Here is a 24,993-nt window from a genome sequence, read left to right on the forward strand (position 1 = left end):
TTACCTGGTTGAAGCGGGTTGCCATGCGTATGCCGGGGAACGCGTCTGAGTTGAGGTGGGGCGGTTTGGGGGTTTCGTCTGGAATGAATGCGACGTTCTGGGCAGCGTTAGATTTATGCTGTGGTGATCAGAAGAATTTGAAGATCCTTATATCAGAAATAATTCCTGCACTGGCACAACGCATTTCGCGATAGAATCAATGCATGACTTCGGGTGGGGAAATCGACGAGAGGGGCGTGGTCGCCACTTTGGCGAACCTCGACGTCCTTCTCGATTCCCTGCTCGACAATTCATGCACCACTTTGTCCGATGATGAATTCATTGATCACATGCGTGAATTCGAAGCCTTCGCCCGCAAAGTCGCCGTCGTACAACACCGCTTCGCGCAAGCCGTCGCCGACCGCGGACTCGCCCAGCGCTACGGATTCAGCCCCACCGCCGGAGTACGCAGCTTCCTTGTGGAGACGTTGAACCTGTCCAAGGGCGACGCGGCCGCACGCGCCAACGCCGCCGAGCATCTCGACGATCGCCGGTTCAGCCCCAACGGGTACCTGCCGCCCGCGTTGCCGTTGACCGCGGTTGCGCAGGCCGCAGGCGAAGTCTCCCCCGACCATGTGCGCGTGATCATCTCGGTCATGGACCGCATCCCAACCAGCGTCGAACAGCAGTCGCGGACCGAGGCCGAAGAACGCCTCGTCGAGTCCGCGCGCGTGTGCACGCCCGACGGGTTGAAGAAGGTCGGCGCGCGGATCCTCGCCTTCTTGGATCCCGACGGGAAGTTGGCCTCGGACCGTGATCGGGCGCGGATGCGGTCGCTGGTGCGCAGCACGCAACGCATCGACGGGATGATCGAATTCAAGGGTCTGTTCAACCCGGAGGCCACGGCGTTTCTCGACACCATGTTGGCGAAGTGGGCGCGCCCTGGGATGTGCAACCCGGACGATCCCGAGAGCCCGATGGTCGCTGACCCCGATGGGGACGACCGCGGTCTCGTCGAGGCCGCTGCCGCGCGCGACACGCGCAGTCAGGCGCAGCGCAATCACGACGCGCTGTTGGCTTACCTCAAGCACGGCGGCCCGGAAACGCTTGGCAAGCACCGTGGTATCCCGGTGAGTGTCGTGCTGACGATGACTGTCGAGGATGTGGAGAAGGCGTCGGGCTGCGCCACCACCGCCACGGGCGGCACGGTGCCGATGAAGACCGCGCTCGAAATGGCCGAAGGCTCGATTCCGACACTCATGGTGTTCGACCACACGCAGAACAAGCCTCTGCATCTCGCGCCCGGTGTGCGCCTGGCGAACAAGTGGCAGCGCCTCGCCCGGATCGCGACCGATCGCGGCTGCACGCGTCCGGGCTGTTCGGCTCCGGCGACGATGTGCCAGATGCACCACGTTCTCGGCTTCGCCAAAGGCGGGTTGACTCACATCGAGAACCTGACTCTGGCCTGCGATCAGTGCCACGCCCGGATCACCGGCACACAGTCGGGGTGGGAAACCGAAGTCCTCGACGCGAATTCGGGCCATCCCGGCAGAGTCGGCTGGCGAGCCCCCGCCCACGTGGACCCGACCGGTCTACTCGAGGTCAATCATGTGCATCATCCCGACGAGGTCCTGTATCAGGCCGACGTCCGCATCGAGGCACGCCGCCGACGCGAATCACGGCCCGACACAGGAAGACCCACCTCACCCGAACCCCCGTGGTGACAACCCCGGACGCAGGTCCTGCCGCGCCACAACCCCCGGGGGCAATCCCACGCGTGGCGGTCCTCGGCCGCGATGAGCTTCACCGGCGGATCGGGCAGCATACGGACTTGCGCCCCGGCGGCATTGGCGGCCAGCACGTGCCGCAGCCGCTCCGGGTCCTGATAGATGGTGTCTCCTGCTACAGCGTTCGATGCGGTATGCGCGGGGTCGGCCCGCACACCCGTGCCCTCGGAAGTTGTGCCGGGAGGCAAACGCACCTCATTCCAGCCCACCCGTAGTGGCAACCCCGGACGCGGGTCCTGCCGTGCCACAACCCCCGGGATATCCCACACGCGGCGGTCCTCGGCGATGACGAGCTTCACCGGCGGATCGCAGCGTACGGGCTTGTGCCCCGGCGGCATTGGTAGCCAGCACGTGCCGCAGCCACACCGCGTCCTGGTAGACGGTGTCCCGCTACAGCGTTCGATGCGATATGCGCGGGGTCGTGCCCGCACACCCGTGCCCCCGGAAGTTGTGCCAGGAGGCGAACTCACCTCACTCGAGCCCCCGTGGTGACAACCCCGGGCGGAGGCCCCGCCGCGCCACAACCCCCGGTGTATCCGTCAGTGAAAAATCTCTAAAACAGCATTAGTGCAGTCCGCGGGCTGGGATCGCAGGCTTACGGCACCCAATGTCGCGTCAGCTAAAGTCAGGAAAGGCAGGCGACGCAACCACACTTCATGGTTTTAATCTTTTACGGGCCAAGCAGGAGCCATTGGGAAGCCTTGTCGCCATAGTTCCAAGAGCGGGAGCCCGATTATGGTCGGTGCGAACCATGCGACTAATTGCGAGATACCGTGCAGCGGACCGTCGATCGCGAAACTAACGACCACGGTTGCGGTAATCAAGGCGATGTAGGAGCCGCCTAGGCCGTGTACGTAGGCGTGGGTCCATATTCCGCTTCGTCCTACCGCGTATCGGCCGAGTATTCCCAGACCCAGCGTCAGGGCGGAGACCGGGATGAGCCACCACAGGTCCGTGCGGCGGGTCAGTACCAGGCCGACTGCCGAAATGCCTACCGCCGCAACCAACGCGAGGTACACCATGCCGAGTTCGTGAGCCCGGGGCCATCGGTGCCAATCCGCCCAGAAGAGGATCGGGCCCAGGAGTAGGCCTGCTGTTCCGACTGCGATGTGGACGGTCAGGAGGGCTGCGTATCCCGACATGGCGGGCTCCTACATGGTTCGAATGTGTTTGGGTGTGGTGGATTCCCAGCCCGTGAGCGCGCGGAACGCGAGGACCGCGCCCCAGGGGACGATTACCCAGAAGGGCCAGAAGTAGGTGAACTCGCCTGCGGCGAGGGAGATCGCGGCCCAGATGCCGAGGCAGAGCAGGCCGACGCCGAACCAGGCGCTGCCTTCGATGCGCTGCCAGATCGGGAAGCGCGAAGGCTTCGTCGGGGCGGTGGATTTCGACAGCTTCGGGAGGTCCGAGAGCACGACCGCCAGGGCTTCGCGGGTAGGGGTGGCGTAGACCTGTGCGGTTCGCTCGTCGTATTCGGCCAGGTCGAGGCGGCCTTCGGCCAGGTGGCGGCTGAGCTGTTCGACGACGTGGGCGCGCTCGGCGTCGGAGGCGCGGGTGCCGGTCGCGATGTCCATGATCGATCCTCTCGGGATATTCCATTGTGGAACGTAAGGTCAATGGTAAACCTCCACTGTGGAATGTCAACACCCTCAAGTGATGGCGGGTGCCAGCACATTTGCCAGCAGGGGCGATACGGTGAGATGGTTAGGGCCAGTTCTCGCACAAGGAGTCATCGTGGATCTCGACTGGTCGCCCGACGATCTGGCTTTTCGCGACGAGGTACGCCGTTTCCTCGACGAAAAGTTAACGCCTGATCTTCGCCGCGCCGGGCAACTGGCGACGAGCGTCTACCCCGATCACGAAGCCAGCATGGAGTGGCAGCACATCCTGCACGAGCGTGGGTGGGCCGCTCCGGCATGGCCGGTGAAGTACGGCGGCTGCAAGTGGAGCCTCACGCAGCACTACATCTTCGGCCGGGAGTGCACCCTCGCGGGCGCGCCGAACCTCTCCCCCATGGGCATCCGCATGGTGTCGCACGCGATCATGGCGTTCGGCACCGAGGAGCAGAAGAACTACTTCCTGCCCGGCATTCTCACCGGCGAGGTGTTCTTCTGCCAGGGCTATTCGGAGCCCGAGGCGGGCAGCGACCTGGCCTCGCTCTCCATGGCCGCCGTGGACGACGGCGACGACCTCGTGGTCACCGGCTCCAAGATCTGGACCACCCACGCCACCGAGGCCAACTGGATCTTCGCGCTGGTGCGCACCTCCAAGCAGGCCAAGAAGCAGCAGGGCATCACCTTCGTGCTCATCGATATGCGCTCGCCGGGTATCGAGATTCGCCCGCTGGTCATGACCTCCGGCGAGCAGGTGCAGAACCAGGTCTTCTTCGACCAGGTGCGGGTGCCCAAGGCCAATGTGCTGGGCAAGATCGACGACGGCTGGACCGTCGCCAAGTACCTGCTGAACTTCGAGCGCGGTGGCGGCGCGGCCGCCCCGGCCCTGCAGGTGATGGCCGAGGAGCTCGCACAGGCCGCCGCGCGACAGGTGGGCCCGAACGGCGGGGCGCTGCTCGACGACCCGGCCTTCGCCGCCAAGCTGGCCGACGCCCGCATCCGCGCCGACGTGCTCGAGATCCTCGAATACCGCACTCTCGCACTGGTTTCCAGCGGCAAGGATCCCGGCCCCGCCGCGTCCACCATCAAGATCCTGGGTACCGAGCTGAGCCAGATTCTCACCGAGCTGGCACTGGAGGCCGCCGGTCCGCGCGGCCGCGCCTATCAGCCGCACGCCACCATGCCCGGTGGTCCGATCGCCGACTTCACCCCGCCCGCAGACGGTTTCGTCACCGGCGAAGAATGGCAGGCCGTCGCCCCACTGCGGTACTTCAACGACCGCGCGGGCTCGATTTACGCCGGTAGCAACGAGATTCAGCGCAACATCATCGCGAAAGCCACCCTGGGACTGTAGACATGGACTTCACTTTCACCCCTGAGCAGGAGATGCTCCGCGACACGGTCACGGAGTTCCTCGCGGCGCGCTACCACCTCGAAAGCAGCCGCGCCGCAGCGCGTGTCGGCGCGGGCTGGCAGCCGGAGATCTGGCGCAAGCTGGCCGAGGAGGTCGGCATTCTCGGTGCGAGCCTGCCGGAATCGGTGGGCGGCATCGGCGGCGGCGCGGTCGAGACGATGATCATCGCCGAGGCCCTCGGCGGCGCACTGGTGGTCGAGCCCTATATCGACACCGTGGTCGTGGGCGGCGGCCTGCTCCAGCGTGCGGGCGGCAAGCGCGCCGAGGAACTGCTGTCGGGTATCGCGGCCGGTGAGGTGGTCACCGCGTTCGCCGCCCTGGAGCCGCAGGCCGGATACGACTTCACCCGCGTCGACACCACCGCGCGCCGCGACGGCGACGACTGGGTCCTCGACGGCACCAAGATCGTGGTGACCACCGCGCCCATCGCCACCGACCTCCTGGTCACCGCGCGCCTGGAATCCGGTGAGATCGCGCTGTTCACAGTGCCTTTCGAAGTGAACAACCCGCCCGCCGGACTCACCGCGCACACCTACCGCACCATCGACGAGCGCCCCGCCGCCGACCTGACCTTCGCCGGTCTGCGCCTGCCCGCCGACGCGCTGCTGCTCGACAATGCCGCCGACGCGGTGACCGCGACCGTCGACGAGGCCATCGCCGCCGTCTGCGCCGAGGCCGTCGGCGCGATGCGCAAGGTGCTCGGCGACACCGTCGAATACACCAAGCAGCGCCAGCAGTTCGGCGTTCCCATCGCGAGTTTCCAAGCGCTGCAACACCGCATGGTGGATATGCTGCTCGAACTCGAGCAGGCCGTCGCCGCGACGTACCTGGTCACCCTCAAACTCGACGCCGAGCCGACCGAACGCGCCAAGGCGGTGGCCGCCGCCAAGGCCACCATCGGCCGCGCCGCGCGTCGCATCGGTCAGGAGGGCGTGCAACTGCACGGCGCGATGGGCATGACCGAGGAGCTGGCCATCGGCCACTTCTTCAAGCGGCTCACCGCGGTGCAGAACGAGTACGGCAGCACCGACTTCCACACCGCCCGATACGCGGCCCTCACCCGGCCGTAGCACCAGGTCGCGGCTGTGACGAGGGGCACAGCCGCGACCCCGTCACGTAATCGACCGCTGCCTCGTCCAAGGGGTGTGTACGGAAACGCCCGGCACTCCAGGAAAGGACGAAGCACATGTCACGACTGAATCTGCCGCAGCTGGCCCCCGAGGTCTACCAGGCATGGGCCGCGGCCGAGATGGCGATCCGCAAGGGCCCTCTCGACGCGGTGATCCGGGAACTGGTGAAAATCCGTGTCTCGCAGATCAACCGCTGCGTCTTCTGCATCGACATGCACACCACCGAGGCCCGCAAGGCCGGTGAGACCGAGCAGCGCATCTACCACCTCGACGCGTGGCGCGAATCCGCGCTGTTCACCGAGACCGAGAAGGCCGCGCTCGAATACGCCGAAGCCGTAACCGAACTCGGCCCGCACGGGGTGAGCGACGAGATCTGGGCCGCCGTGGAGAAGCATTTCGACGAGGGTGAGCGCGGCGGCCTGGTCGCCATCACCGCCCAGATCAACCTGTGGAACCGCATCGGCGTTCCGCTGCGCCTGCAGCCCGGCGGCTACTGACCGTTCAGGGTCAATTCCACCAGTGGCACGGTGTCGATGCTGCCACCGGTCGCCTTCTCGATCATCCCGCCCAGTTCCCGGTATGCCCTGGCGTGTACCCGCTTGTACTCGGCGAGAACGGTTTTCGCCTCCTCGTGCGTCATCGTGCGGGCGGTCGCCGGAACTCGATACGCGAATCCGATGCTCACCCAGCACTTCGGATTCGCCTCGAGATTCCGGTACCACTGCGAGGTCGGGCCGAAGCCCGAGGCGAGTATCACCGTGCGCGGATTCGGTCGGGAAATCGCTTCGAGCGCAACGTATCGCGGCTCCCCCGATTTTCGGCCGATATGTTCGAGCAGCAGCACCCGGCCTCCGAAGACGAATCCGAGTCGAGCCCGGAACAGCATGATCGGCGCGCGGACGAACCAGCGGGTGCGCAGCAGCTTGGCCCCGAGGTCGGACGTCATGACAGGTCGTCCAGCGCGACCTCGATGGCGCGATGAAATGTGGGGTACGCGTAGATCATTCGGCGCAGCGTCGCCACCGGCACCTCGGCGTGCACCGCCACCGCGAGCGCGCTGAGCACCTCGCCACCCCACGGCCCGACCGAGGTCGCGCCCACCAGCACACCCCGGTCGGCGTCCTCGACGACCTTGATGAAGCCCTCGTTGCCGACCTTGTGAATCCACCCGCGCGTCGAGTCGGGCACCTCGGCCCGCCCGACCCGCACGGTGAGCCCCGCCTGCCGAGCCTGCTCCTCGGTCATCCCCACCGCCCCGACCTCGGGATCGGTGAAGGTCACCCGGGGCACCGCGTGGTACGCGCCGGACTCGCTCGAGTCTCCGAGAATATCGTTGGCGGCTATACGCGCCTGATACATGGACACATGGGTGAACGCGCCCTTGCCGGTGACATCGCCCAGGGCCCAGACCTTTTCGGCGGCGCGCATATGCTCGTCGACCTCGATGCCCTTGGCCCCCTCGTCCAATCCGACCGCACCAACGCCGAGCGCCGCCAGGTCGGTGTGCCGCCCCGTCGCCACGAGCAGTCGCCGCGCGTGGTGCGTGTTCCCGTCGTCGGTATGGACGCTGAACCCGTTCCCGTCGTGTTCGACACGGGTCGGCGAGACACCGGTGCGCACCGAAATACCCTCGGACGCGAAGACTTTCGTCAGCAGCTCCGCCGCCTCCGGCTCATCCTTCGGCACCATACGGCTGCGCACCAGCATGGTCACCGCCGCCCCGAACCGCGCGAAGATCTGCGCGAATTCGCAGGCCACCGGTCCGCCGCCGAGCACGATCAGCGATTCCGGCACCTCGGTGGCGGGCACGGCGTCGCGATTGGTCCAATACGGCGTCTCCGCCAGCCCCGGAATCGACGGAACCACCGGTGCCGTACCGGGATTCAGCACAATGGCGCGCTCGGCGCGGAACACCCGCTCGCCGTCCTCGGTATCGACGGTGACCTCGCCGGGTGCGCTGATCCGACCCCACCCGCGCACGAACCGGCCACCGGCCTTCTCGAAGCGCTCCACCGCGGCGGCGTCGTTCCAGTCGTCGGTGGCTTCCTCGCGAATCCGCGTCGCGACCGGGTCCCACGAGGGCCGCACGGTCGCCGACCCCGCCAACTCGTCGACCCGCCGCCCCTCGGCCACCGCACTCGCCGCGCGGACCATCATTTTCGTGGGAACGCAGGCGTAGTACGGACATTCGCCGCCGACCAGGCGGCCTTCGACGCCGATGACCGACAGTCCCGCCTTCGCCAATCGGGTCGCGGCGTCCTCACCGCCGGGACCCATACCGATTACGACCGCGTCCACCGTCTCGACTGTCATGCGATCCACGATAGGTCGGTGCGCGACCGGTGCGCGATCACGACTCGCAGCGGTCAGGAGCTGCTGGAGCTGGAACCGCTGTCGCTGGAGCTCGAACTGGAGCTGGAACCGCTGTCACTGGAGCTGGAACTCGAACTCGACCCGCTGTCACCCCATCCGCTGCTGTAACCGGAGCTGTGGCCGCTGAACCCACCGTCATAGCCGCCATAGCCGGGGTTGTACCCACCGTCGTAGCCCGGGTTGTGCCCACCGTCGTAGCCGCCGAAGTTCGGGTCGTGTCCGCTCCCGTCGTACCCCCCGTGGTGCGGGTTGTACCCGCCGGGCCACGGTCCGCCGCCCGGCGCGCCACCCCAGCCGCCGCCGTACTGGTTGCCGGGCGGATACCAGGGCCCGCGCTGCTGCCCCCGCTGCACCGATCGGGTTACCGCCACGATGATCCCCACCAATGCCAGTACACCGACCAGGCACATCAAGCCGAATACCAATAACCCCATGGATGCCATACCCGGATTATCTTTCCGACGGTCCCATTTCGCATCACGGGCGTAAATCCCGCAGATTCGATCTTGACGTATTCTGCTGTGGTGACCGCACGGCACAGCGTCGTATCCTGCGAATATGCATGCCGCGCAGTTGGCCGAGGAATTTCCCGTCGTCGCCATGGATTCCGATGCGCTCGACGCGGCCAGACTGCTGGCGGAGCATCGGCTGCCCGGAATTCTGGCCATCGGCCGGGACGGGCTGCCGGAGGCGGTACTGCCCGCCTACCAGGTGGTGCGGTTCATCATTCCGCGCTACGTGCAGGACGATCCCGCGCTCGCCGGGGTACTCGACGAGTCCATGTGCGACAAGGCCGTGAAACGGCTGCGCGGCAAGAAGGTTCGCGACGTCATACCGGAGAAGTACAGCGATGTCCCCGCCGCGCGGCCCGACGACACCATTATCGAGGTGGCCGCGATCATGGCCCGGCACCGCTCACCGATCGTCGCCGTGCTGGAGGGGAAGAAGCTGCTCGGCGTGATCACCGCGTCACGCCTGCTCGAGGCCTCACTGCCCGACTGAACCCGCCGGGACGGGCCCGGTGACCGCCGTCTCGGTGGCGGTTTTCGTCATCGCCTACGCCCTCATCGCCTCCGACCGCATCGACAAGACCGCCGCCGCGCTCGGCGGCGCGGGCGTCATCCTGGCGTTGCACATCCTCAGCTCCGACGACGCCTTTTACTCGCACGACACCGGCATCGACTGGGATGTGGTGTTCCTGCTGCTCGGCATGATGATCATTGTCGGGGTGCTGCGCCAGACCGGCGTCTTCGAGTACACGGCCATCTGGGCGGCCAAGCGCGCCAGGGGATCCGCGCTGCGGGTGATGATCCTGCTGACGCTCATCACGGCCTGTGCCTCGGCCCTGCTCGACAATGTCACCACGGTGCTGCTCATCGCCCCGGTGACGCTGCTGGTGTGCGAGCGCCTCGACGTGCCGCCCGCGCCGTTCCTCATCGCCGAGGTGCTGGCCTCGAATATCGGCGGCGCCGCCACCCTCATCGGCGATCCGCCCAACATCATCATCGGCAGCCGGGCGAATCTGTCGTTCAACGATTTCCTGTGGAATATGGCCCCCATCGTCGCGATCGAGTTGGTGGTGCTCACGCTGCTGCTGCCGCGCCTGTTCCGGGGCTCGTTCACCGTCGACCCGGATCGGGTGGCCGACGTCATGTCGCTGAACGAACGGGAGGCGATTCGCGATCCGAGATTGCTGGTGAAGTCCGCGATCGTGCTCGCCGCGGTGTTCACCGGGTTCGTCGGTCATTCCGTCGTCCAGATCGAACCCTCGGTGGTGGCCCTGCTCGGCGCGGGGGTGTTGGTGCTGATTTCCGGTGTTCCACAACGGGATTACCTCGCCGCGGTGGAATGGGAGACCCTGCTGTTCTTCGTCGGACTGTTCATCATGGTCGGCGCGCTGGTGAAAACCGGCGTGGTCGCGGAGCTGGCCACCCGGGCCACCGACGCCACCGGCGGTGACGCCTTGCTGGCCACCATGCTCATTCTGGTGGTCTCGGCGGTGCTCTCGGGCGTCATCGACAACATCCCCTACGTCGCGACCATGAGCCCCATCGTGGAGGAGCTCGCCGCGAGCATGGGCGACCGCGCCGACCCGCTGTGGTGGGCCCTGGCGCTGGGGGCCGATCTCGGCGGCAATCTCACCGCCGTCGGGGCCAGCGCCAACGTGGTCATGCTCGGTATCGCCCGCCGCGCGGACACTCCGATTTCGTTCTGGGAATTCACCCGGAAGGGCATTGTGGTGACGGCGGTGACCGTCGCGATCGCGGCGCTCTATCTGTGGCTGCGATATTTCCTATTTGCCTGATCAGCCGTGAGAAACGGCACATTCCGGTCAAGTTTTGCGTGGCGATTTCCCTTACCCTCGGGGTTAGCACGAGAATTGCCGCGCCATGTCTGTGTCCTCCTCGCCTTCGCTGACCACACCGACCGCCGGGCCGGGTGACGCCGCCGCGCGCCGCCGCGACTACCGGCTCGACCTCGACGGCCTGCGCGGTATCGCCATCGCGCTGGTGGTGGTGTTCCACATCTGGTTCGGGCGGGTTTCCGGCGGCGTGGACGTGTTCCTGGTGCTGTCGGGCTACTTCTTCACCGGCCTGCTGCTGCGCCGCGCCGAAGCCGGGCCGGTAGGGGTGCGCGAGACGCTGCGGCGGACCCTGCGCCGACTATTGCCCGCCATGGTGGTGGTGCTGGCCGCGGTGGCCGTGGCGACGGTGACGCTGCAGCCGTACACGCGCTGGTCGGATATGGCTTCGCAGACGCTGGCCTCGCTGTTCTACTACCAGAACTGGTACCTGGCGACGTCGTGGACGAACTACCTGGCGGCCGATCCGGCGGTGAGCCCGCTTCAGCATCTGTGGTCGATGTCGGTGCAGGGGCAGATGTATCTGGCGCTGCTGGCGGCGATGGCGGCGGTGGTGTGGAGCTGTCGACGGTGCGGGCGCTCCGATCTGGTGGTGCCCGTCGCGGCCGGGCTGTTCGCCATGGCGGCCATGGCCTCCTTCGCCCATGCGACACAGGGTGTTTCGACCCAGCAGGGCTGGAACTACTACGACACCTTCGCGCGCGCTTGGGAACCCCTGGTCGGCGCGCTGTTGGCCATTGTCGCGCCGCACATTTCGCTGCGCCGCGTCACGCGCGCGGTGTTGGCGTTCGCGGGCCTGGCCGCGATTGTCGCCTGCGGCTGGCTGATCGACGGCGCGGCGCGCTTCCCCGGCCCCGAAGCGCTGCTGCCGGTCGGCGCGACCGTGGCGCTGATCGTCGCTGGCGCGCATGTCGAACCGGCGCGACAGCCGTGGGTCAACCGCATGCTCGCCACCGCCCCGGCGGTCCGCCTCGGCGCCCTGGCCTACGCGCTGTACCTGTGGCATTGGCCGATTCTGATCTTCCTGCTCGGCGAAAGACACACCCGCACAGCCGGATTGCTCGGCGGCTCGGCCGTCGTCGTCGTATCGCTGGTCCTCGCCTACGCCACCAACCGCTTCATCGAGGAGCCGCTGCGCCTGCGCGCCCAGCCGACCGGCAACCGAAACTATCGGCTGCGCACGGGTTTCGCGGTGGCGACCGTCGGCGTGCTGGTCATCGGCTCGGCCTTCACCTGGCAGGTGATCAACGGCTCCAAACAACAGCCGGTCGGCAACCTCGACCCGGTGGCCTACCCGGGAGCCGAGGCGCTGGCCGACCGCGCTCCCGTACCGCGCGCCACCATGCGCCCGACCATTCAGGAAGCGCCCGCGGACAATTCGTATCCCACCCGCGACGGCTGTATCTCGGATTTCGACACCCGCGCCGTCATCACCTGCGAGTACGGCGACACGACCGCCTCGCGCACCATCGCCGTGGTCGGCAATTCCCATGCCGAACACTGGGTTCCGGCCTTCCAGGCGCTGGGCGAACAGCATCACTTCCGCGTGGTCGTCTTCCTCAAGATGGGCTGTCCGCTCACCGTGGCCGCCGAACCCATGTACAAGGGCCTGCCGATTCCCGACTGCCGCGACTGGTCCCAGGAGGTCATCGACCGGCTCGGCGAGCAGCGCCCCGACTGGGTCTTCACCACCGGCACCCGCCCCGCCGACGCGGGCGGCGACGAGACCCCCGCCGACTATCTCGATGTCTGGTCGGCGCTGTCCGAGCGCGACCTCAATGTGCTGGCCATTCGCGATACGCCCTGGCTGCGCCGCGACGGCGTGCGCTACCGCGCCATCGACTGTCTCGCGGCGGGCGGCGACCGCTTCGCCTGCGGTATGAAGCGCTCCGACGCGCTCTCACCGGTCGACCCGGCCGAAGAACCGGCCAGCAAGTTCCCGCGCGTGCACACCCTCGACCTCAGCAACGCGGTCTGCGAGGCGGAGGTCTGCGCGGTGGTCGAGGGCAATATCCTGGTCTACCACGACGAACACCACCTCACCGCGAGCTATTCGCGTTCTCTCGCACCGGAATTGGGCCGTCAGCTGCAGCCCATTCTCGGCTGGTGGTGACTCAGCCCGGCAGCAACGCCGTCAGCTGATCGCGAATGTCCTCGAGCGGGCGGGTCGACTTCATGGCGCGGGCCTGGACGATGGCACCCTCCAGAGCGCTGAGCAGGAATCCCGCCAGCGAACGGGCGCGGTCCTCCGGAATCCCGTCGCGGGTCAGCGCTTTCGCGAGCAGCGCGGTCCACTCCTCGAAGACCTGCGCGGCCGCGGCCTGGATCTGGGGTTCGGATTCGGCCAGCGCCGAGCCGACCACGGGACAGCCCGCGGTGAACGACGTGGTCTCCAGGTACTTGCGCCACCAATTCAGTAGATGGTCGAGCCACTGGCGCGCCGTCCCCTCGGCGGTGATGCGTTCGAGCACGGCGTTCATGCGCTCCCCCGCCACCATGGTCGCGGCCCGCACCAACTCGCTCTTGCCCGCCGGAAAGTGCTGATACAGCGAATTGCGCGAGGCACGACTGCGTTCCAGCAGGGTGGCCAGGCCGGTCCCGTGCACCCCTTGCTCACGCACCAGGTCGATGGTGCTGTCGATCAGCCGATCACGCGGTCCGGCACTCATGAGGTCCTCCTGACAACCTTGCGTGAACCGATCGGTCCATGTTCCAATCATGACAGATGTGGACCGATCGGTTCACCGAAAGGATGGAAATTCGATGACCGCCGCCGAGATCGACTACGCCAAGCTGTCCGGTCTGGAGCTGCTGCGGACCGCCATGACCATGCCTGGTCGGCCACCCTTCATCGGCGATCTGCTCGGTATCGAGGCCGAATCCCTGGAGGAGGGCAAGGTCGTCTTCACCCTCGAGACCCGCCCCGATTTCGCCAACCCGCTGGGCACCACGCACGGCGGCATCTGCGCGACCCTCCTCGACTCGGTCATGGGCTGCGCCGTGCACACCACCCTCGAAGCGGGAGTCGGCTACACCACCCTCGAATTGAAGATCAACTACATTCGCGCGGTCCCGACCGACGGCCGCAAGCTCACCGCCACCGGCACCACCATCCACGTCGGCCGCACCACGGCCACCGCCGAGGGCCGCGTCACCGACGATCAGGGTCGCCTGGTCGCCCACGCCACCACCACCTGCGTCATTTTCCGCTGAGTCCGCGCAGCACTCCCCCAACCAGCCTGCGCGCCAAGTCCTCCGGCACCGGATCGGCCTCCGGACCGCCCTCGTAGTAGCGCAGGAACGCCTGGTGGAAACAGGCCCCGTCGAGCAGCGCGGCGGCGGTATCGACATCCGCGTCGGCGGCCACCCGGTCCAATTCCTGTTCGGCCCGAAGGTAAGCCGCGATTGCGGCGATGGCACGGCCCGGACCGCCCGCGTGGCGGCGCATCGAATCCCGGTGTGCCGCCATCCTTTCCGGATGCGCCAGCAGTCCGCCCAGTAGCGGCAGCGAGCCCTGGTAGAAGCTCAGCGCGCCGCGCGCGATATCGCACAGATTCTCTTCGACGGTGGCCGCACCGGGCGTCGGCATTCCGGCCGCCGGGCTGGGCATCCGCGATTGCAGCACATTCAGGATGAGCTCTTCCTTGTCGCTGAAGTGCTTGTAGAGCGCGGCCTCGGAGAACCCGGCCGCCTTGGCGATCTCCTTGGTCGTGGCGTGCACGACCCCGCGCTGACGCAGGATGTCGGCGGCAGCGTCCAGGATCAGATCACGAGTTCCCAAGGTCACGTCCTCCTCTTGACAGGTTAGTGGGCACTCACCCACTATAGGTTAGTAAATACTCACCAACCTAGGAGGCACTCATGCGGCTCACGATTTTCGGTGCGAGCGGCGCTACCGGCGGACGTCTGGTCGAACAGGCGCTCGGCGCGGGACACGAGGTCACGGCGGTGGTGCGCGGTCGGCACGGACTGCCCGCGGACCCCCGGCTGCGGGTCGTGGCCGCGGATGTCATGAATCCGGCGAAGATCGTCGGGGCGGTCGAGGGGGCCGATGCTGTCCTCGACACCATCGGCTCGCGGGAGAAGGGCCCGACCTCGGTCTGCGCGGACGCGGCGGCGTCGATTGTCGAGGCCATGCACCGGACGGGAACCAAGCGGCTGATCGTGGTGAGCAACAGCGCGCGCATCGCGGGGCCGGGCGATGAACCGTTCACGCGGTTCGTGGTGAAGCCGCTGATTCTGCGACCGCTGTTGCGGCACAGCCTCGCCGATATGTCACGCGCCGAACAGGCCGTGGAGGCAAGCGATCTCGCGTGGACCATCGTGCGCGCACCGCAGCTCACCGACAAGGCCGCCAAGGGCAAGTACCGAAAGGCCGTGGAGCGCAATGTCGTCTTCGGGATTCGGATCACCCGCGACGATCTGGCGGCCTGCATGCTCGACCTGGTGAGCGACGGCGAGGCGGTGCGCAAGCACGTCAATGTCGCCAATTGAGGCCGGACGGGCCGTCTCGATCCCCCATGCGGTCGAGACGGCCTCGTGCGAAACGCTCAGCCGCGCAATGGGTACCGCTGATCCAGGTCGAGGTTGAGCTCCACGACGTTCACAAGGGGCTCACCGAGGAAACCGAGGGTGCGGCCGTCGGTGTGCGACTCGACCAGAGCGCGCACCTGGTCGTCGGAGATACCGCGCGCCTTGGCGATGCGGGCGATCTGGATGGCCGCGTACTCCGGGGAGATATTCGGATCCAGGCCGCTACCGCTGGCGGTGACCGCATCGGCCGGGACGGCGGGCTGGTCGGGGCCGGTGCCCTTGATCGGGACGATCCGGCCGATCGAGTAGTCCTCGCCTTCGGCGGCGCACTGCACCTTCACGCCCTTGTACTCGGTCAGAAACGGTGCGGCGGGGCACTTCTCGTTGACGCTGACCACCTTGGTCGGATGGTCCACCTCACCATCGGCCGCGCGCGGGCCGATGACCGACAGCACCGCGCCGACGCCCTCGGGGGTGCAGAACGGACGGCTGCCGTCGACGCCCTCGCGGTCGCCGATCTCCTTGCTTCGCGCGCACACCGTGGTGAGCAGGCTGGTGCGGTCGGCGGTGTCGATCAGGTCCTCCGGTCCGAGATTGCTGGCCGAGGTGGACATGGGGTCGTAGCCGTCGCCCGCCGCCGACGGACGGCTCTGGAAATACTGCGCCAGGGCCTTGCCGTCGGCATCGGTGAAGGACTGCCCGATCAGGCTGGAGCCCACCACCTTTCCGTCGACCTCGAGCAGCGATCCGTCGGCCTTGTCTTTCAGGCCGGGGAGCTGGGCGATGGCGAAAACCGCCAGGGGATAGACGATTCCGGTGATCACGGTGAGCACCAGCAGCGCGCGCAGCGCGGCCACATGCTGTCGGATCCAGGTTGACATGCGCATATCAGGACATCCCCGGGAGGAATTGGACGACGAGGTCGATGAGTTTGATACCGATGAACGGCGCGATGATGCCGCCCACGCCGTACACGGCGAGGTTGCGGCTCAACAGCTTCGACGCCGAGGACGGGCGGTAGCCGACGCCTTTGAGCGCCAACGGAATCAACAGCACGATGATGATCGCGTTGAAGATGACCGCCGACAGGATGGCCGACTGCGGGCTGGCCAGGCGCATGATGTTGAGCGCGTCCAGTCCGGGGAACAGCGACACGAACAGCGCGGGAATGATCGCGAAGTACTTGGCGATGTCGTTGGCTATGGAGAACGTGGTGAGCGCGCCACGCGTGATGAGCAGCTGTTTGCCGATCTCCACGATCTCGATGAGCTTGGTCGGATCCGAGTCCAGATCGACCATGTTCCCGGCCTCTTTGGCCGCCGAGGTGCCGGTGTTCATGGCGACGCCCACATCGGCCTGCGCGAGGGCGGGCGCGTCATTGGTGCCGTCGCCGGTCATGGCGACCAGGCGGCCGCCGTCCTGCTCGCGCTTGATGAGCGCCAGCTTGTCCTCGGGGGTGGCCTCGGCGAGGAAGTCGTCGACGCCCGCCTCATCGGCAATCGCCTTGGCGGTCAAGGGATTGTCGCCGGTGATCATGACCGTGCGAATGCCCATGCGCCGCATCTCGTCGAAGCGCTCCCGCATGCCCTGCTTCACGACGTCCTTGAGGTGAATGACGCCGAGCAGCCTGGCGCGCCGCGTCCCGGCCTCGTCCGCCCGCAGCTCGGCCACCACCAACGGTGTGCCGCCGGAGGCGGAGATACCGTCCACGGCCGCGCCGACCTCGGCGGGTACCTCGCCACCGTGCGTACGGACCCATTCGGTGACGGCGGCCGCCGCGCCCTTGCGCAGCTGGTGCCCGTCGTGCAGATCCACACCCGACATGCGGGTCTGGGCGGTGAACTCCACCCAGGTGGCCCCGGTGAGCTCCCCCGGCGTGCGCTCGCGCTTGTCGTACGCCTGTTTGGCGTACACCACGATCGACCGCCCCTCGGGCGTCTCGTCGGCGAGGCTGGAAAGCTGTGCCGCATCGGCCATCTCGTCGGCGCTCACCCCCGGCATGGGCACGAAGTCCGACGCCTGGCGGTTGCCGAGGGTGATGGTGCCGGTCTTGTCCAGTAGCAGGGTGTTCACATCACCGGCGGCCTCCACGGCGCGACCGGACATGGCGAGCACATTGCGCTGCACGAGCCGGTCCATCCCGGCGATGCCGATGGCCGAGAGCAGCGCGCCGATGGTGGTCGGAATCAGGCACACCAGCAGTGACACCATGACGATGCCGGTGATGCCGTGCGCGTCCAGCGCGAGACTGTCGAGGACCCCGGGGTTGTTGGCCTTGGAGTAGATGGCCATCGGCTGCAGGGTCACCACGGCGAAGACGAAGATGATGGTCAACGCCGCCAACAGGATATTGAGCGCGATCTCGTTCGGCGTCTTCTGCCGACTCGCCCCCTCCACCAGCGCGATCATCTTGTCGATGAAGCTCGCGCCGGGCTCCTGGGTGATGCGCACGACGATCCGGTCCGACAGCACCGTGGTGCCGCCGGTGACGGCCGAGCGGTCGCCGCCGGATTCGCGGATGACCGGCGCGGACTCGCCCGTGATGGCCGATTCGTCCACCGACGCAATGCCTTCCACGACATCGCCGTCACCGGGAATGACCTGACCGGCCTCCACCACCACATGGTCGCCGCGGCGCAGTTCCGGCGCCGCGACACGCTCCTCGACCACCCGCGCGCCGGGTGACCAGTCCACCAGTCGCCGCGCGACGGTGTCGGTCTTGGCCTTGCGCAGCGTATCCGCCTGCGCCTTGCCGCGCCCCTCGGCGACGGCTTCGGCCAGATTGGCGAAAAGCACTGTCAGCCAGAGCCATACGACGATCGCCCAGCCGAAGAAGCTCGGATCGGTGAGAGCGAGCACGGTGGACCACACCGCGCCGATCTCCACGATCAGCATGACCGGGTTGCGCCACATGATGCGCGGATCGAGTTTGCGGAAGGCGTCCGGCAACGACTTCAGCATCATCCTCGGGTCGAACAGCCCACCGGACTCGCGCTCCTTGCGGGGCAATCCCGGTGCGGGAGCGACGTTTTCGATAGTAGGGGCGGTCATATCAGTGGATTCCTTCGGCGAGCGGCCCGAGCGCGAGCGCGGGCAGGAAGGTCAGGGCGACCAGGATGACGGTCACGCCGACGACCATGCCGACGAACTGCGGCCGATGAGTCGGGAGCGTGCCGATCGACTCCGGCGTGGCGCCCTGCGCGGCCAGCGAACCGGCCAGTGCGAGAACGACAATGATCGGCAGGAAGCGGCCGAAGACCATGGCCAGGCCGAGCGCGGTGTTGAACCATTCGGTATTGGCGCTGAGACCGGCGAAGGCCGAACCATTGTTGTTGGCCGCGGAAGTGAAGGCGTACAACACCTCCGACAGCCCGTGCGGTCCGAAGTTCAGCATGGCCGCGCGCTGCCCGGGCAGGGCCATGGCGCAGGCGGTGCCGACCAGGACGATCAGCGGGCTCACGAGGAAATACGCCGCGGCGAGCTTGATTTCACGCGGAGTGATCTTCTTGCCCAGGTACTCCGGAGTGCGGCCCACCATCAGTCCGGCGACGAACACCGTGATGATCGCGAGGATCAGCATGCCGTACAGACCCGAGCCCACACCGCCCGGCGCGACCTCGCCCAATTGCATATTGAACATGGTCATGAGCCCGCCGAGGCTGGTGTAGGAGTCGTGGAACGAATCCACCGCACCGGTCGAGGTGAGCGTGGTGGAGGCGGCGAAGGTCGCCGAATCCGCTACGCCGAAGCGCTGTTCCACGCCTTCCATGGACGCGCCGATGGCGGTCGGCACGGTGCCGTGGTGCTGCAACTGGAACAGATTGGTGAGCCCCACGCTGATCAGCGCCAGCACTCCCATCACCGAGACGATGGCGTAGCCCTGTCTGCGGCTGCCCACCATGCGCCCGAAGGTGCGCGGCAGCGAGAAGCTGATCATGAGGATCAGGAAGATCTCGATCCAGTTCGTCCAGGTGGTCGGGTTCTCGAACGGATGCGCGGAGTTGACATTGAAGAAGCCGCCGCCATTGGTGCCGAGTTCCTTGATGACCTCCTGGCTGGCCACCGGCCCGCCCGGAATCGTCTGCTGCGCACCGGCAATGGTGGTGGCCATGGTGTCGTGCGGTTGGAAGTTCTGAATCACGCCACCGGCCACCAGCACGATCGCCGAGACGAAGGCGATGGGCAGCAGAATTCGGATGGTTCCCCTCACCAGATCCACCCAGAAATTGCCCAGATCGCCGGTGCGCTTGCGCGCGAAGCCGCGCACCAGCGCGACCGCCACCGATATGCCCACGGCCGCGGAGACGAAGTTCTGCACCGCCAGCCCGGCCATCTGCACGAGGTGACCCATGGTGGATTCACCCGCGTAGTTCTGCCAGTTGGTATTGGTCACGAAGCTGACCGCGGTGTTCCACGCCAGCGGCGCGGTCATCTCGGTGCCCGGATCGTTCAGGCGCAGCGGCAGATTGCCCTGGAGCAGTTGGAAGAAGAACAGGAACAGAATGCTCACCGCGGAGAAGGCGAGCACACTGCGGGCATACACCGCCCAGGTGTGTTCGACTCCCGGGCTCACACCGATGAGCCGATAGATCCCGCGTTCGACGCGAGAGTGCTTGTCGCTGTTGTAGACCCGGTACATGTAATCGCCCAGCGGTACATGGACCAGGGCCAGCGCGATGACCAGGGACGCCACGAAGACGATCCCGGCGGTTGTCGTGTTCACCTAGAACCTCTCCGGAAACAGCAGCGCCGCGATCAGGAACACGGCAATGCCGACGGCCAACACCAGTCCGACAACGTTCTGGATCACAGCCGCTCGACTCCTCGTTGGATCAGTCCGAGCAGGGCGAAGATCGCCACCGTCAGGACCGTGAACACCACGACGGACATGAATGGGAACCTCTCTCTACGGGACGCACCCGGGGATGCGCCTCAGCGAGTCAAGCGCCCAGTTGTCCGAATTTCGAGGTCCCTTACGGTTCCTTAGCGGCGCACCGCCGCTCCTTGACGGGACGCTTACAGCAAACACACGGCGTGTCGACGAATCCCGTCAAGCCGCGACGTGATCCCGTAAAGAAAGCGCTAATGTCCGGCCGTTCCGTCTTTACGCCGGTAGACAGTGTGAGACTCGGTCATGCGACCGGAACGACATAGGTAAGGAGACAAAGGTGCCGGATATCGCGATCACCCTGCTGGTGATCTTCGGCTTCCTGACCGCCGCGTTGGTACTGCGCCTGCTGGCCACCGCCCCCACGCCCCAGCGGGTCCGGGTGGCGCGCACCGCCCGCCGCGGCCCGCGCGCGATCATCAACGAGTGAAGCGCGGGCAACTACGGATCTACCTCGGCGCGGCACCGGGTGTGGGCAAGACCTACTCGATGCTGGCCGAGGCGCACCGGCGCATCGACCGCGGCCGGAATGTGGTCGCGGCCGTGGTCGAGACGCACGGGCGCGACAAGACCGCCGAACTGCTGACCGGCATCGAGCGCATCCCACCCAAGATGATCGAATACCGGGGCGCCACGCTGCCCGAACTCGATGTCGAGGCGGTGCTGCGGCGCGCGCCCGCGGTGGTGCTGGTCGACGAACTGGCACACACCAATGTGCCGGGCAGCCGCAACGAGAAGCGTTGGCAGGACGTGCACGAACTCCTCGACGCCGGGATCGACGTGGTCTCCACGGTCAATGTGCAGCACCTGGAGAGCCTCAACGACGTGGTCGAGCAGATCACCGGAGTGGTGCAGCGAGAAACCGTGCCGGACTGGGTGGTTCGCGGAGCCGACCAGGTCGAGCTGGTGGACATCACGCCGGAGGCGCTGCGCCGCAGGCTTTCTCACGGCAATGTGTACGCCGCCTCGAAAGTCGATGCGGCGCTGCGGAATTACTTCCGGCCCGGCAATCTGACCGCGCTGCGCGAACTGGCGCTGTTGTGGCTGGCCGACCAGGTGGACGCCGCGCTCGCGAAATACCGTGCCGACCACAAGATCACGGCCACCTGGGAGGCGCGCGAGCGCGTGGTGGTGGCGGTGACCGGCGGGCCGGAGTCGGAGACCATCGTGCGACGGGCCAGCCGCATCGCCACCAAGGCGAGCGCGGAACTGGTGGTGGTGCACGTGGTGCGCGGCGACGGGCTCGCCGGGGTGTCCGCGCGGCGGCTGGGCCGTTTGCGGGATCTGGCGACCAGTCTGGACGCCACCCTGCACACCGTCACCGGTGACGACGTCCCCACGGCCCTACTGGATTTCGCGCGCCAGGTGAACGCCACCCAACTGGTGTTGGGCACCTCGCGGCGCTCGCGGTGGGCGCGCATGTTCGACGAGGGCATCGGCGCGACCGTCGTACAGGAATCGCAGAAGATCGACGTGCACATGGTCACGCACGAGGAGTCCCGGCGCGGTATGCGCTGGCAGGCGCTGCTGCCGCGCAATCGCAAGCTCACCTCGTGGGCGGCCGCGTTCCTGGTGCCGACGCTCATCTGCGCGGTGAACGCGCTGTGGCTGGACCGGTACCTGAACCTCGGCGGCGAGAGCGCGCTGTTCTTCATCGGCGTCATCGCGGTGTCGCTGCTCGGCGGTATCGCCCCGGCGCTGCTCTCGGCGCTGCTGAGCGGCCTGCTGCTCAACTGGTTCTTCACCTCGCCGCGCTACAGCCTGACCGTCGATCAACTCGACAACTTCCTCACCATTGTGGTGCTGCTGGTGGTGGCGGTCGCGGTGGCGGCGTTGGTGGATGTGGCGAGCAAACGAACCCGCGAGGCGCGCAAGGCATCTCGGCAGGCCGAGCTGTTGACGCTGTTCGCGGGCGCGGTGCTGCACGGCGCGGATCTGCCGACGCTGCTGGAGCGGGCGCGCGAGACCTACAACCAGCGCGCGGTCAGCTTCGTCACCGACGACGCCGTGGTGGCCTCGGTGGGCACGGACGCGCCGCGGCGGGTGTCCGAGGCCGAGACCGCCGTCGAGGCCGGGGACGATACGCACTGGCTGTTGCTGAGCGGCCGCCAGCTCAGCTCCGGTGACCGCGCGGTGCTGGGCGCGGTCGCGAATCAGGCCGCCGGAATGGTCCATCAGCGCCAGTTGCGGGAGGAGGCGAGCGCGGCCCAGGCCCTGCTCGCGGCCGACAAGCTGCGGCGGGCGCTGCTCTCGGCGGTGAGCCACGATCTGCGCACCCCGCTGGCCGCCGCCAAGGCGTCGGTGTCGAGCCTGCGCAGCGATGATGTGGAGTTCTCGCCGGAGGACACCGCCGAATTGCTGGAGACCATCGAGGAATCGGTGGATCAGCTCACGGCGCTGGTGGGCAATCTGCTGGATTCCTCGCGGCTCATGGTCGGTGTGGTGAAACCGGCGGCGCGGCAGGTGTATCTGGACGAGGTGGTGCACCGGGCGCTGCTTGGTATGGGCACCAAGGGGTTGCGGCGTGCCGCCGTGAACCGGGTGAAGGTGGAGGTCGGCAGCGTGTCGGTGTACGCCGATCCGGGGCTGCTGGAGCGGGTGCTGGCCAATCTGATCGACAACGCGGTGCGATACTCGCCCTCGGACACGCCCGTGCGGGTGACCGCGGAGCGCACCGGGGACCGGGTGTCGGTGACGGTGGTGGACTCCGGTCCCGGCGTGCCGACCGGCCTGGAGGATCAGCTGTTCGAGCCGTTCCAGCGGCTCGGCGACCGCGACAACTCGACCGGTGTGGGGCTGGGGCTGTCGGTGGTGCGCGGTTTCGTGGAGGCGATGGGCGGCTCCGTTCACGCCGAACCGACGCCCGGCGCGGGATTGACCATGGTGATCGACCTACCCGCGGGGTCCGGTGACTCCGAAGACTGGGACGAGGGTACGCAGACAGCAGAGGAGATCGGGTGACGACAGATGCCGCACCGTCGACCAAAGTCCTTGTGGTCGACGACGAACCGCAGATCCTGCGCGCCTTGCGCATCAACCTGTCGGTGCGCGGCTACGAGGTGATCACCGCCGCGAACGGGGCGGCGGCGCTACGCGCGGCCGCCGAGAAGCATCCCGACGTGGTGGTGTTGGATCTGGGGCTGCCGGATATGGATGGGATCGAGGTGCTCGAAGGGTTGCGGGGTTGGTCCACCGCGCCGGTCATCGTGCTGTCGGCGCGCACGGACTCCTCCGACAAGGTGGAGGCCCTGGACGCGGGCGCGGACGACTACGTGACCAAGCCGTTCGGCATGGACGAGCTGTTGGCGCGGCTGCGGGCGGCGGTGCGGCGCGGCGCCGCGAGCGCGGACGCCGCCGAGCCGGTGGTCGAAACCGCCTCCTTCACAGTGGATCTGGCCATGAAGAAGGTGACCCGGCACGGCAAGGACGTGCACCTCACGCCCACCGAGTGGGGAATGCTGGAGATGCTGGTGCGCAATCGCGGCAAGCTCGTGGGCCGCCGCGAGATCCTGCGCGAGGTGTGGGGGCCGTCGTATGCGACCGAAACCCATTACCTGCGGGTGTATCTCGCGCAGTTGCGGCGCAAACTCGAGGACGATCCGTCGAATCCGAAGCACCTGCTGACCGAGGCCGGTATGGGGTATCGCTTCCAGGCGTGATCCTCACCGCGACAGGCGAATCGGCAGCGACTTCAGCCCGTTGTTGAGGTTCGAGCGGATGCGGCGCGCGTCGCCGGTCTGCTCGATCCTCGGGAATCTGGCGAGGAGCTCCTCGAAGAACACCCGCCCCTCCAGCCGGGCGAGGTGGACGCCGAGGCAGTAGTGCTGCGCCAGCCCGAACGACAAGTGCGGGTTGGGGTTTCGGCGGATATCGAAGCGCTGCGGGTCGGCGAACACCTTCTCGTCGCGGTTGGCGGAGGTGTACCACATGGCGACCTTGTCACCGGCTTTGATCGGCACGCCGTGCAGTTCGGTGTCGGCGGTGGCGGTGCGGCGGAAGTAGTGCAGCGGGTTGGCGTAGCGCAGGATCTCCTCCACCGCACCGGGAATCAGCCCGGGGTCCTCCCGCAGCGCCTCGAGTTGCTCCGGATGTTGGAGCAGCAGGTGCAGTCCCGAGGAGAGCATGGTCTTGGTGGTGTCGTTGCCCGCCGTCACCAGCTGGGTGAAGAAGCTGCCGAATTCGATATCGGACATGGGTTGCCCGCCGTAGACGCCGCCCAGAATGAGCGAGGTGAGATCGGGGCGCGGTTCCTCGGCGCGCCGCCGCGTCGCGAACTCGATGGCGTAGATCGCCATCTTGGTCACCTCGGCGGTGGCGTCGAAATCGCCGATCAGCTCGGGATCCTGTTGGCTGGTGGACTGTTCGGCCCACCGCCGGATATTCGGCCAGTCCGCCGCCGGAATGCCGAACAGCCCGCCGACCACCTGGCTCGGCAGCACCCCCGCCACATCGTGCACGAACTCGACCTCACCGTGCACGCTGTCGAGCAGCCGCCCGGTGAGCTCGCGAATCCGATCCTCCAGCTCGCCGATCACCTTGGCCTTGAAGTGTTCAGCGAGGGGTTTGCGGTATTCGGTGTGCCGCGGCGGATCCATCATGAGCAGCATGTTGCGGGTCATCTCGAGCCGCTCGGGCGGCTGATTCTCCAGGATCACGCCGCCGCGCTCGGCGGAGAACAGCAGCGGATTGCGGGCCACGTACGCGACATCGGCATGGTCGAGGACCGCCCAGTAACCGGGTTCGCCGGGCATGGGCTGCCAGTACACCGGCTGGGTGCGCCGCAGTTCGGCGAAGATCTCGTGGATCGGCCCGTCGACGTAGAGTTCCGGATCGTAGATGTCGATGACCGCGCTCACGGCTCACCTCGGTATTCGCTTGCGGGTGTGCGGGTTTCGCTTCGACCGTAAGCCGCCC

Annotated in this window: 23 protein-coding genes; 12 read left to right on the forward strand and 11 right to left on the reverse strand. The window is 67.1% G+C overall.

From position 1 onward, the window contains the following. Positions 1–203: 203 nt before the first annotated feature. On the forward strand, positions 204–1,703 hold the full coding sequence (locus ACIBH2_RS09750) for a DUF222 domain-containing protein (RefSeq protein ID WP_397115316.1): 1,500 nt from the start codon (positions 204–206) through the stop codon (positions 1,701–1,703). Between the two features lie 1,214 nt (positions 1,704–2,917). Here ACIBH2_RS09750 and ACIBH2_RS09755 read toward each other — a convergent pair. Continuing rightward, positions 2,918–3,340, reverse strand: a complete 423-nt coding sequence (locus ACIBH2_RS09755; RefSeq protein WP_397115318.1) for a DUF1707 domain-containing protein — start codon at positions 3,338–3,340, stop codon at positions 2,918–2,920. 160 nt (positions 3,341–3,500) lie between these two features. Here ACIBH2_RS09755 and ACIBH2_RS09760 point away from each other — a divergent pair, with 160 nt between their 5' ends. The 3 genes from ACIBH2_RS09760 (at position 3,501) to ACIBH2_RS09770 (ending at position 6,420) form a co-directional block, all read left to right on the forward strand. After that, entirely contained in the window at positions 3,501–4,733 is a 1,233-nt protein-coding gene (locus tag ACIBH2_RS09760) for an acyl-CoA dehydrogenase family protein (RefSeq protein ID WP_397115320.1), read from the forward strand. Positions 4,734–4,735: 2 nt separating this feature from the next. Continuing rightward, a complete protein-coding gene (locus ACIBH2_RS09765) occupies positions 4,736–5,863 on the forward strand; it encodes an acyl-CoA dehydrogenase family protein (protein ID WP_397115322.1) in 1,128 nt (375 codons plus the stop codon). Positions 5,864–5,979: 116 nt separating this feature from the next. Next, positions 5,980–6,420 carry a carboxymuconolactone decarboxylase family protein gene (locus ACIBH2_RS09770; RefSeq protein ID WP_397115324.1) on the forward strand — a complete coding sequence of 147 codons (441 nt, stop codon included), beginning with the start codon at positions 5,980–5,982 and terminating at the stop codon, positions 6,418–6,420. Here ACIBH2_RS09770 and ACIBH2_RS09775 read toward each other — a convergent pair. The 3 genes from ACIBH2_RS09775 to ACIBH2_RS09785 are packed head-to-tail and all read right to left on the reverse strand — an operon-like array spanning position 6,414 to position 8,739. After that, a complete protein-coding gene (locus ACIBH2_RS09775) occupies positions 6,414–6,869 on the reverse strand; it encodes a nitroreductase family deazaflavin-dependent oxidoreductase (protein WP_397115326.1) in 456 nt (151 codons plus the stop codon). The genes ACIBH2_RS09770 and ACIBH2_RS09775 overlap by 7 nt on opposite strands. Beyond that, entirely contained in the window at positions 6,866–8,236 is a 1,371-nt protein-coding gene (locus tag ACIBH2_RS09780) for a dihydrolipoyl dehydrogenase family protein (RefSeq protein ID WP_397115328.1), read from the reverse strand. Before ACIBH2_RS09780 ends, ACIBH2_RS09775 begins: the two co-directional genes overlap by 4 nt. Positions 8,237–8,289: 53 nt before the next feature. Then, positions 8,290–8,739, reverse strand: coding sequence for a hypothetical protein (locus ACIBH2_RS09785; protein WP_397115330.1), 450 nt, complete (start codon positions 8,737–8,739; stop codon positions 8,290–8,292). Between the two features lie 115 nt (positions 8,740–8,854). Here ACIBH2_RS09785 and ACIBH2_RS09790 point away from each other — a divergent pair, with 115 nt between their 5' ends. From ACIBH2_RS09790 to ACIBH2_RS09800, 3 genes are all read left to right on the forward strand, one after another. Next, entirely contained in the window at positions 8,855–9,298 is a 444-nt protein-coding gene (locus ACIBH2_RS09790; protein ID WP_397115332.1) for a CBS domain-containing protein, read from the forward strand. A gap of 19 nt (positions 9,299–9,317) precedes the next feature. After that, on the forward strand, positions 9,318–10,601 hold the full coding sequence (locus tag ACIBH2_RS09795) for an SLC13 family permease (RefSeq protein WP_397115334.1): 1,284 nt from the start codon (positions 9,318–9,320) through the stop codon (positions 10,599–10,601). An 85-nt stretch (positions 10,602–10,686) separates the two neighbouring features. After that, on the forward strand, positions 10,687–12,771 hold the full coding sequence (locus ACIBH2_RS09800) for an acyltransferase family protein (RefSeq protein WP_397115336.1): 2,085 nt from the start codon (positions 10,687–10,689) through the stop codon (positions 12,769–12,771). Between the two features lies 1 nt (position 12,772). Here ACIBH2_RS09800 and ACIBH2_RS09805 read toward each other — a convergent pair whose 3' ends face one another. Next, a complete protein-coding gene (locus ACIBH2_RS09805; RefSeq protein ID WP_397115338.1) occupies positions 12,773–13,327 on the reverse strand; it encodes a TetR/AcrR family transcriptional regulator in 555 nt (184 codons plus the stop codon). Positions 13,328–13,421: 94 nt separating this feature from the next. Here ACIBH2_RS09805 and ACIBH2_RS09810 point away from each other — a divergent pair, with 94 nt between their 5' ends. Next, positions 13,422–13,871, forward strand: a complete 450-nt coding sequence (locus tag ACIBH2_RS09810; RefSeq protein WP_397115340.1) for a PaaI family thioesterase — start codon at positions 13,422–13,424, stop codon at positions 13,869–13,871. Here ACIBH2_RS09810 and ACIBH2_RS09815 read toward each other — a convergent pair. Further along, positions 13,858–14,445, reverse strand: coding sequence for a TetR/AcrR family transcriptional regulator (locus ACIBH2_RS09815; protein WP_397115342.1), 588 nt, complete (start codon positions 14,443–14,445; stop codon positions 13,858–13,860). The two genes, ACIBH2_RS09810 and ACIBH2_RS09815, sit on opposite strands and share 14 nt — an antisense overlap. Positions 14,446–14,519: 74 nt before the next feature. Between ACIBH2_RS09815 and ACIBH2_RS09820 the strand changes: the two genes are divergently transcribed. Next, positions 14,520–15,152, forward strand: a complete 633-nt coding sequence (locus ACIBH2_RS09820) for an NAD(P)-dependent oxidoreductase (RefSeq protein WP_397115344.1) — start codon at positions 14,520–14,522, stop codon at positions 15,150–15,152. A 56-nt stretch (positions 15,153–15,208) separates the two neighbouring features. On the opposite strand, the gene ACIBH2_RS09825 is transcribed toward ACIBH2_RS09820, so the two are convergent. Genes ACIBH2_RS09825 through kdpF form a run of 4 tightly spaced genes read right to left on the reverse strand, consistent with a single transcriptional unit; the run spans position 15,209 to position 20,001 of the window. Continuing rightward, complete coding sequence (locus ACIBH2_RS09825; RefSeq protein ID WP_397115346.1) at positions 15,209–16,078, reverse strand: potassium-transporting ATPase subunit C; 870 nt, start codon at positions 16,076–16,078, stop codon at positions 15,209–15,211. Between the two features lies 1 nt (position 16,079). Further along, positions 16,080–18,242, reverse strand: a complete 2,163-nt coding sequence (gene kdpB, locus ACIBH2_RS09830) for a potassium-transporting ATPase subunit KdpB (RefSeq protein ID WP_397115348.1) — start codon at positions 18,240–18,242, stop codon at positions 16,080–16,082. A 1-nt stretch (position 18,243) separates the two neighbouring features. Then, the gene (kdpA, locus tag ACIBH2_RS09835; protein ID WP_397115350.1) at positions 18,244–19,914 is read right to left on the reverse strand and encodes a potassium-transporting ATPase subunit KdpA; all 1,671 of its coding nucleotides are present in this window, start codon (positions 19,912–19,914) and stop codon (positions 18,244–18,246) included. Continuing rightward, a complete protein-coding gene (gene kdpF, locus ACIBH2_RS09840) occupies positions 19,915–20,001 on the reverse strand; it encodes a K(+)-transporting ATPase subunit F (protein ID WP_397116944.1) in 87 nt (28 codons plus the stop codon). 358 nt (positions 20,002–20,359) lie between these two features. Between kdpF and ACIBH2_RS09845 the strand changes: the two genes are divergently transcribed. From ACIBH2_RS09845 to ACIBH2_RS09855, 3 genes are read left to right on the forward strand one after another with little or no spacing between them, the layout of a single operon-like run. Continuing rightward, complete coding sequence (locus ACIBH2_RS09845; protein ID WP_397115352.1) at positions 20,360–20,509, forward strand: hypothetical protein; 150 nt, start codon at positions 20,360–20,362, stop codon at positions 20,507–20,509. Then, the gene (locus ACIBH2_RS09850) at positions 20,506–23,040 is read left to right on the forward strand and encodes an ATP-binding protein (protein WP_397115354.1); all 2,535 of its coding nucleotides are present in this window, start codon (positions 20,506–20,508) and stop codon (positions 23,038–23,040) included. Before ACIBH2_RS09845 ends, ACIBH2_RS09850 begins: the two co-directional genes overlap by 4 nt. After that, positions 23,037–23,738 (forward strand): response regulator, encoded by a 702-nt coding sequence (locus ACIBH2_RS09855; protein WP_397115356.1) that lies wholly within the window; start codon positions 23,037–23,039, stop codon positions 23,736–23,738. The genes ACIBH2_RS09850 and ACIBH2_RS09855 overlap by 4 nt, the downstream gene beginning before the upstream one ends. Before the next feature lie 3 nt (positions 23,739–23,741). On the opposite strand, the gene ACIBH2_RS09860 is transcribed toward ACIBH2_RS09855, so the two are convergent. Continuing rightward, on the reverse strand, positions 23,742–24,935 hold the full coding sequence (locus ACIBH2_RS09860; protein WP_397115358.1) for a cytochrome P450: 1,194 nt from the start codon (positions 24,933–24,935) through the stop codon (positions 23,742–23,744). Between the last annotated feature and the right edge of the window lie 58 nt (positions 24,936–24,993).

This window comes from Nocardia sp. NPDC050406, assembly GCF_044459025.1.
In the GTDB taxonomy this organism is placed as follows: domain Bacteria; phylum Actinomycetota; class Actinomycetes; order Mycobacteriales; family Mycobacteriaceae; genus Nocardia.

What these genes read in the sequence shown, in the direction of transcription:
- ACIBH2_RS09750 (WP_397115316.1), top strand. Translation starts at nt 204, where the DNA reads ATGACTTCGGGTGGGGAAATCGACGAGAGGGGCGTGGTCGCCACTTTG.
- ACIBH2_RS09755 (WP_397115318.1), bottom strand. Translation starts at nt 3,340, where the DNA reads ATGGACATCGCGACCGGCACCCGCGCCTCCGACGCCGAGCGCGCCCAC.
- ACIBH2_RS09765 (WP_397115322.1), top strand. Translation starts at nt 4,736, where the DNA reads ATGGACTTCACTTTCACCCCTGAGCAGGAGATGCTCCGCGACACGGTC.
- ACIBH2_RS09770 (WP_397115324.1), top strand. Translation starts at nt 5,980, where the DNA reads ATGTCACGACTGAATCTGCCGCAGCTGGCCCCCGAGGTCTACCAGGCA.
- ACIBH2_RS09775 (WP_397115326.1), bottom strand. Translation starts at nt 6,869, where the DNA reads ATGACGTCCGACCTCGGGGCCAAGCTGCTGCGCACCCGCTGGTTCGTC.
- ACIBH2_RS09780 (WP_397115328.1), bottom strand. Translation starts at nt 8,236, where the DNA reads ATGACAGTCGAGACGGTGGACGCGGTCGTAATCGGTATGGGTCCCGGC.
- ACIBH2_RS09785 (WP_397115330.1), bottom strand. Translation starts at nt 8,739, where the DNA reads ATGGCATCCATGGGGTTATTGGTATTCGGCTTGATGTGCCTGGTCGGT.
- ACIBH2_RS09790 (WP_397115332.1), top strand. Translation starts at nt 8,855, where the DNA reads ATGCATGCCGCGCAGTTGGCCGAGGAATTTCCCGTCGTCGCCATGGAT.
- ACIBH2_RS09800 (WP_397115336.1), top strand. Translation starts at nt 10,687, where the DNA reads ATGTCTGTGTCCTCCTCGCCTTCGCTGACCACACCGACCGCCGGGCCG.
- ACIBH2_RS09805 (WP_397115338.1), bottom strand. Translation starts at nt 13,327, where the DNA reads ATGAGTGCCGGACCGCGTGATCGGCTGATCGACAGCACCATCGACCTG.
- ACIBH2_RS09810 (WP_397115340.1), top strand. Translation starts at nt 13,422, where the DNA reads ATGACCGCCGCCGAGATCGACTACGCCAAGCTGTCCGGTCTGGAGCTG.
- ACIBH2_RS09820 (WP_397115344.1), top strand. Translation starts at nt 14,520, where the DNA reads ATGCGGCTCACGATTTTCGGTGCGAGCGGCGCTACCGGCGGACGTCTG.
- ACIBH2_RS09825 (WP_397115346.1), bottom strand. Translation starts at nt 16,078, where the DNA reads ATGCGCATGTCAACCTGGATCCGACAGCATGTGGCCGCGCTGCGCGCG.
- kdpB (WP_397115348.1), bottom strand. Translation starts at nt 18,242, where the DNA reads ATGACCGCCCCTACTATCGAAAACGTCGCTCCCGCACCGGGATTGCCC.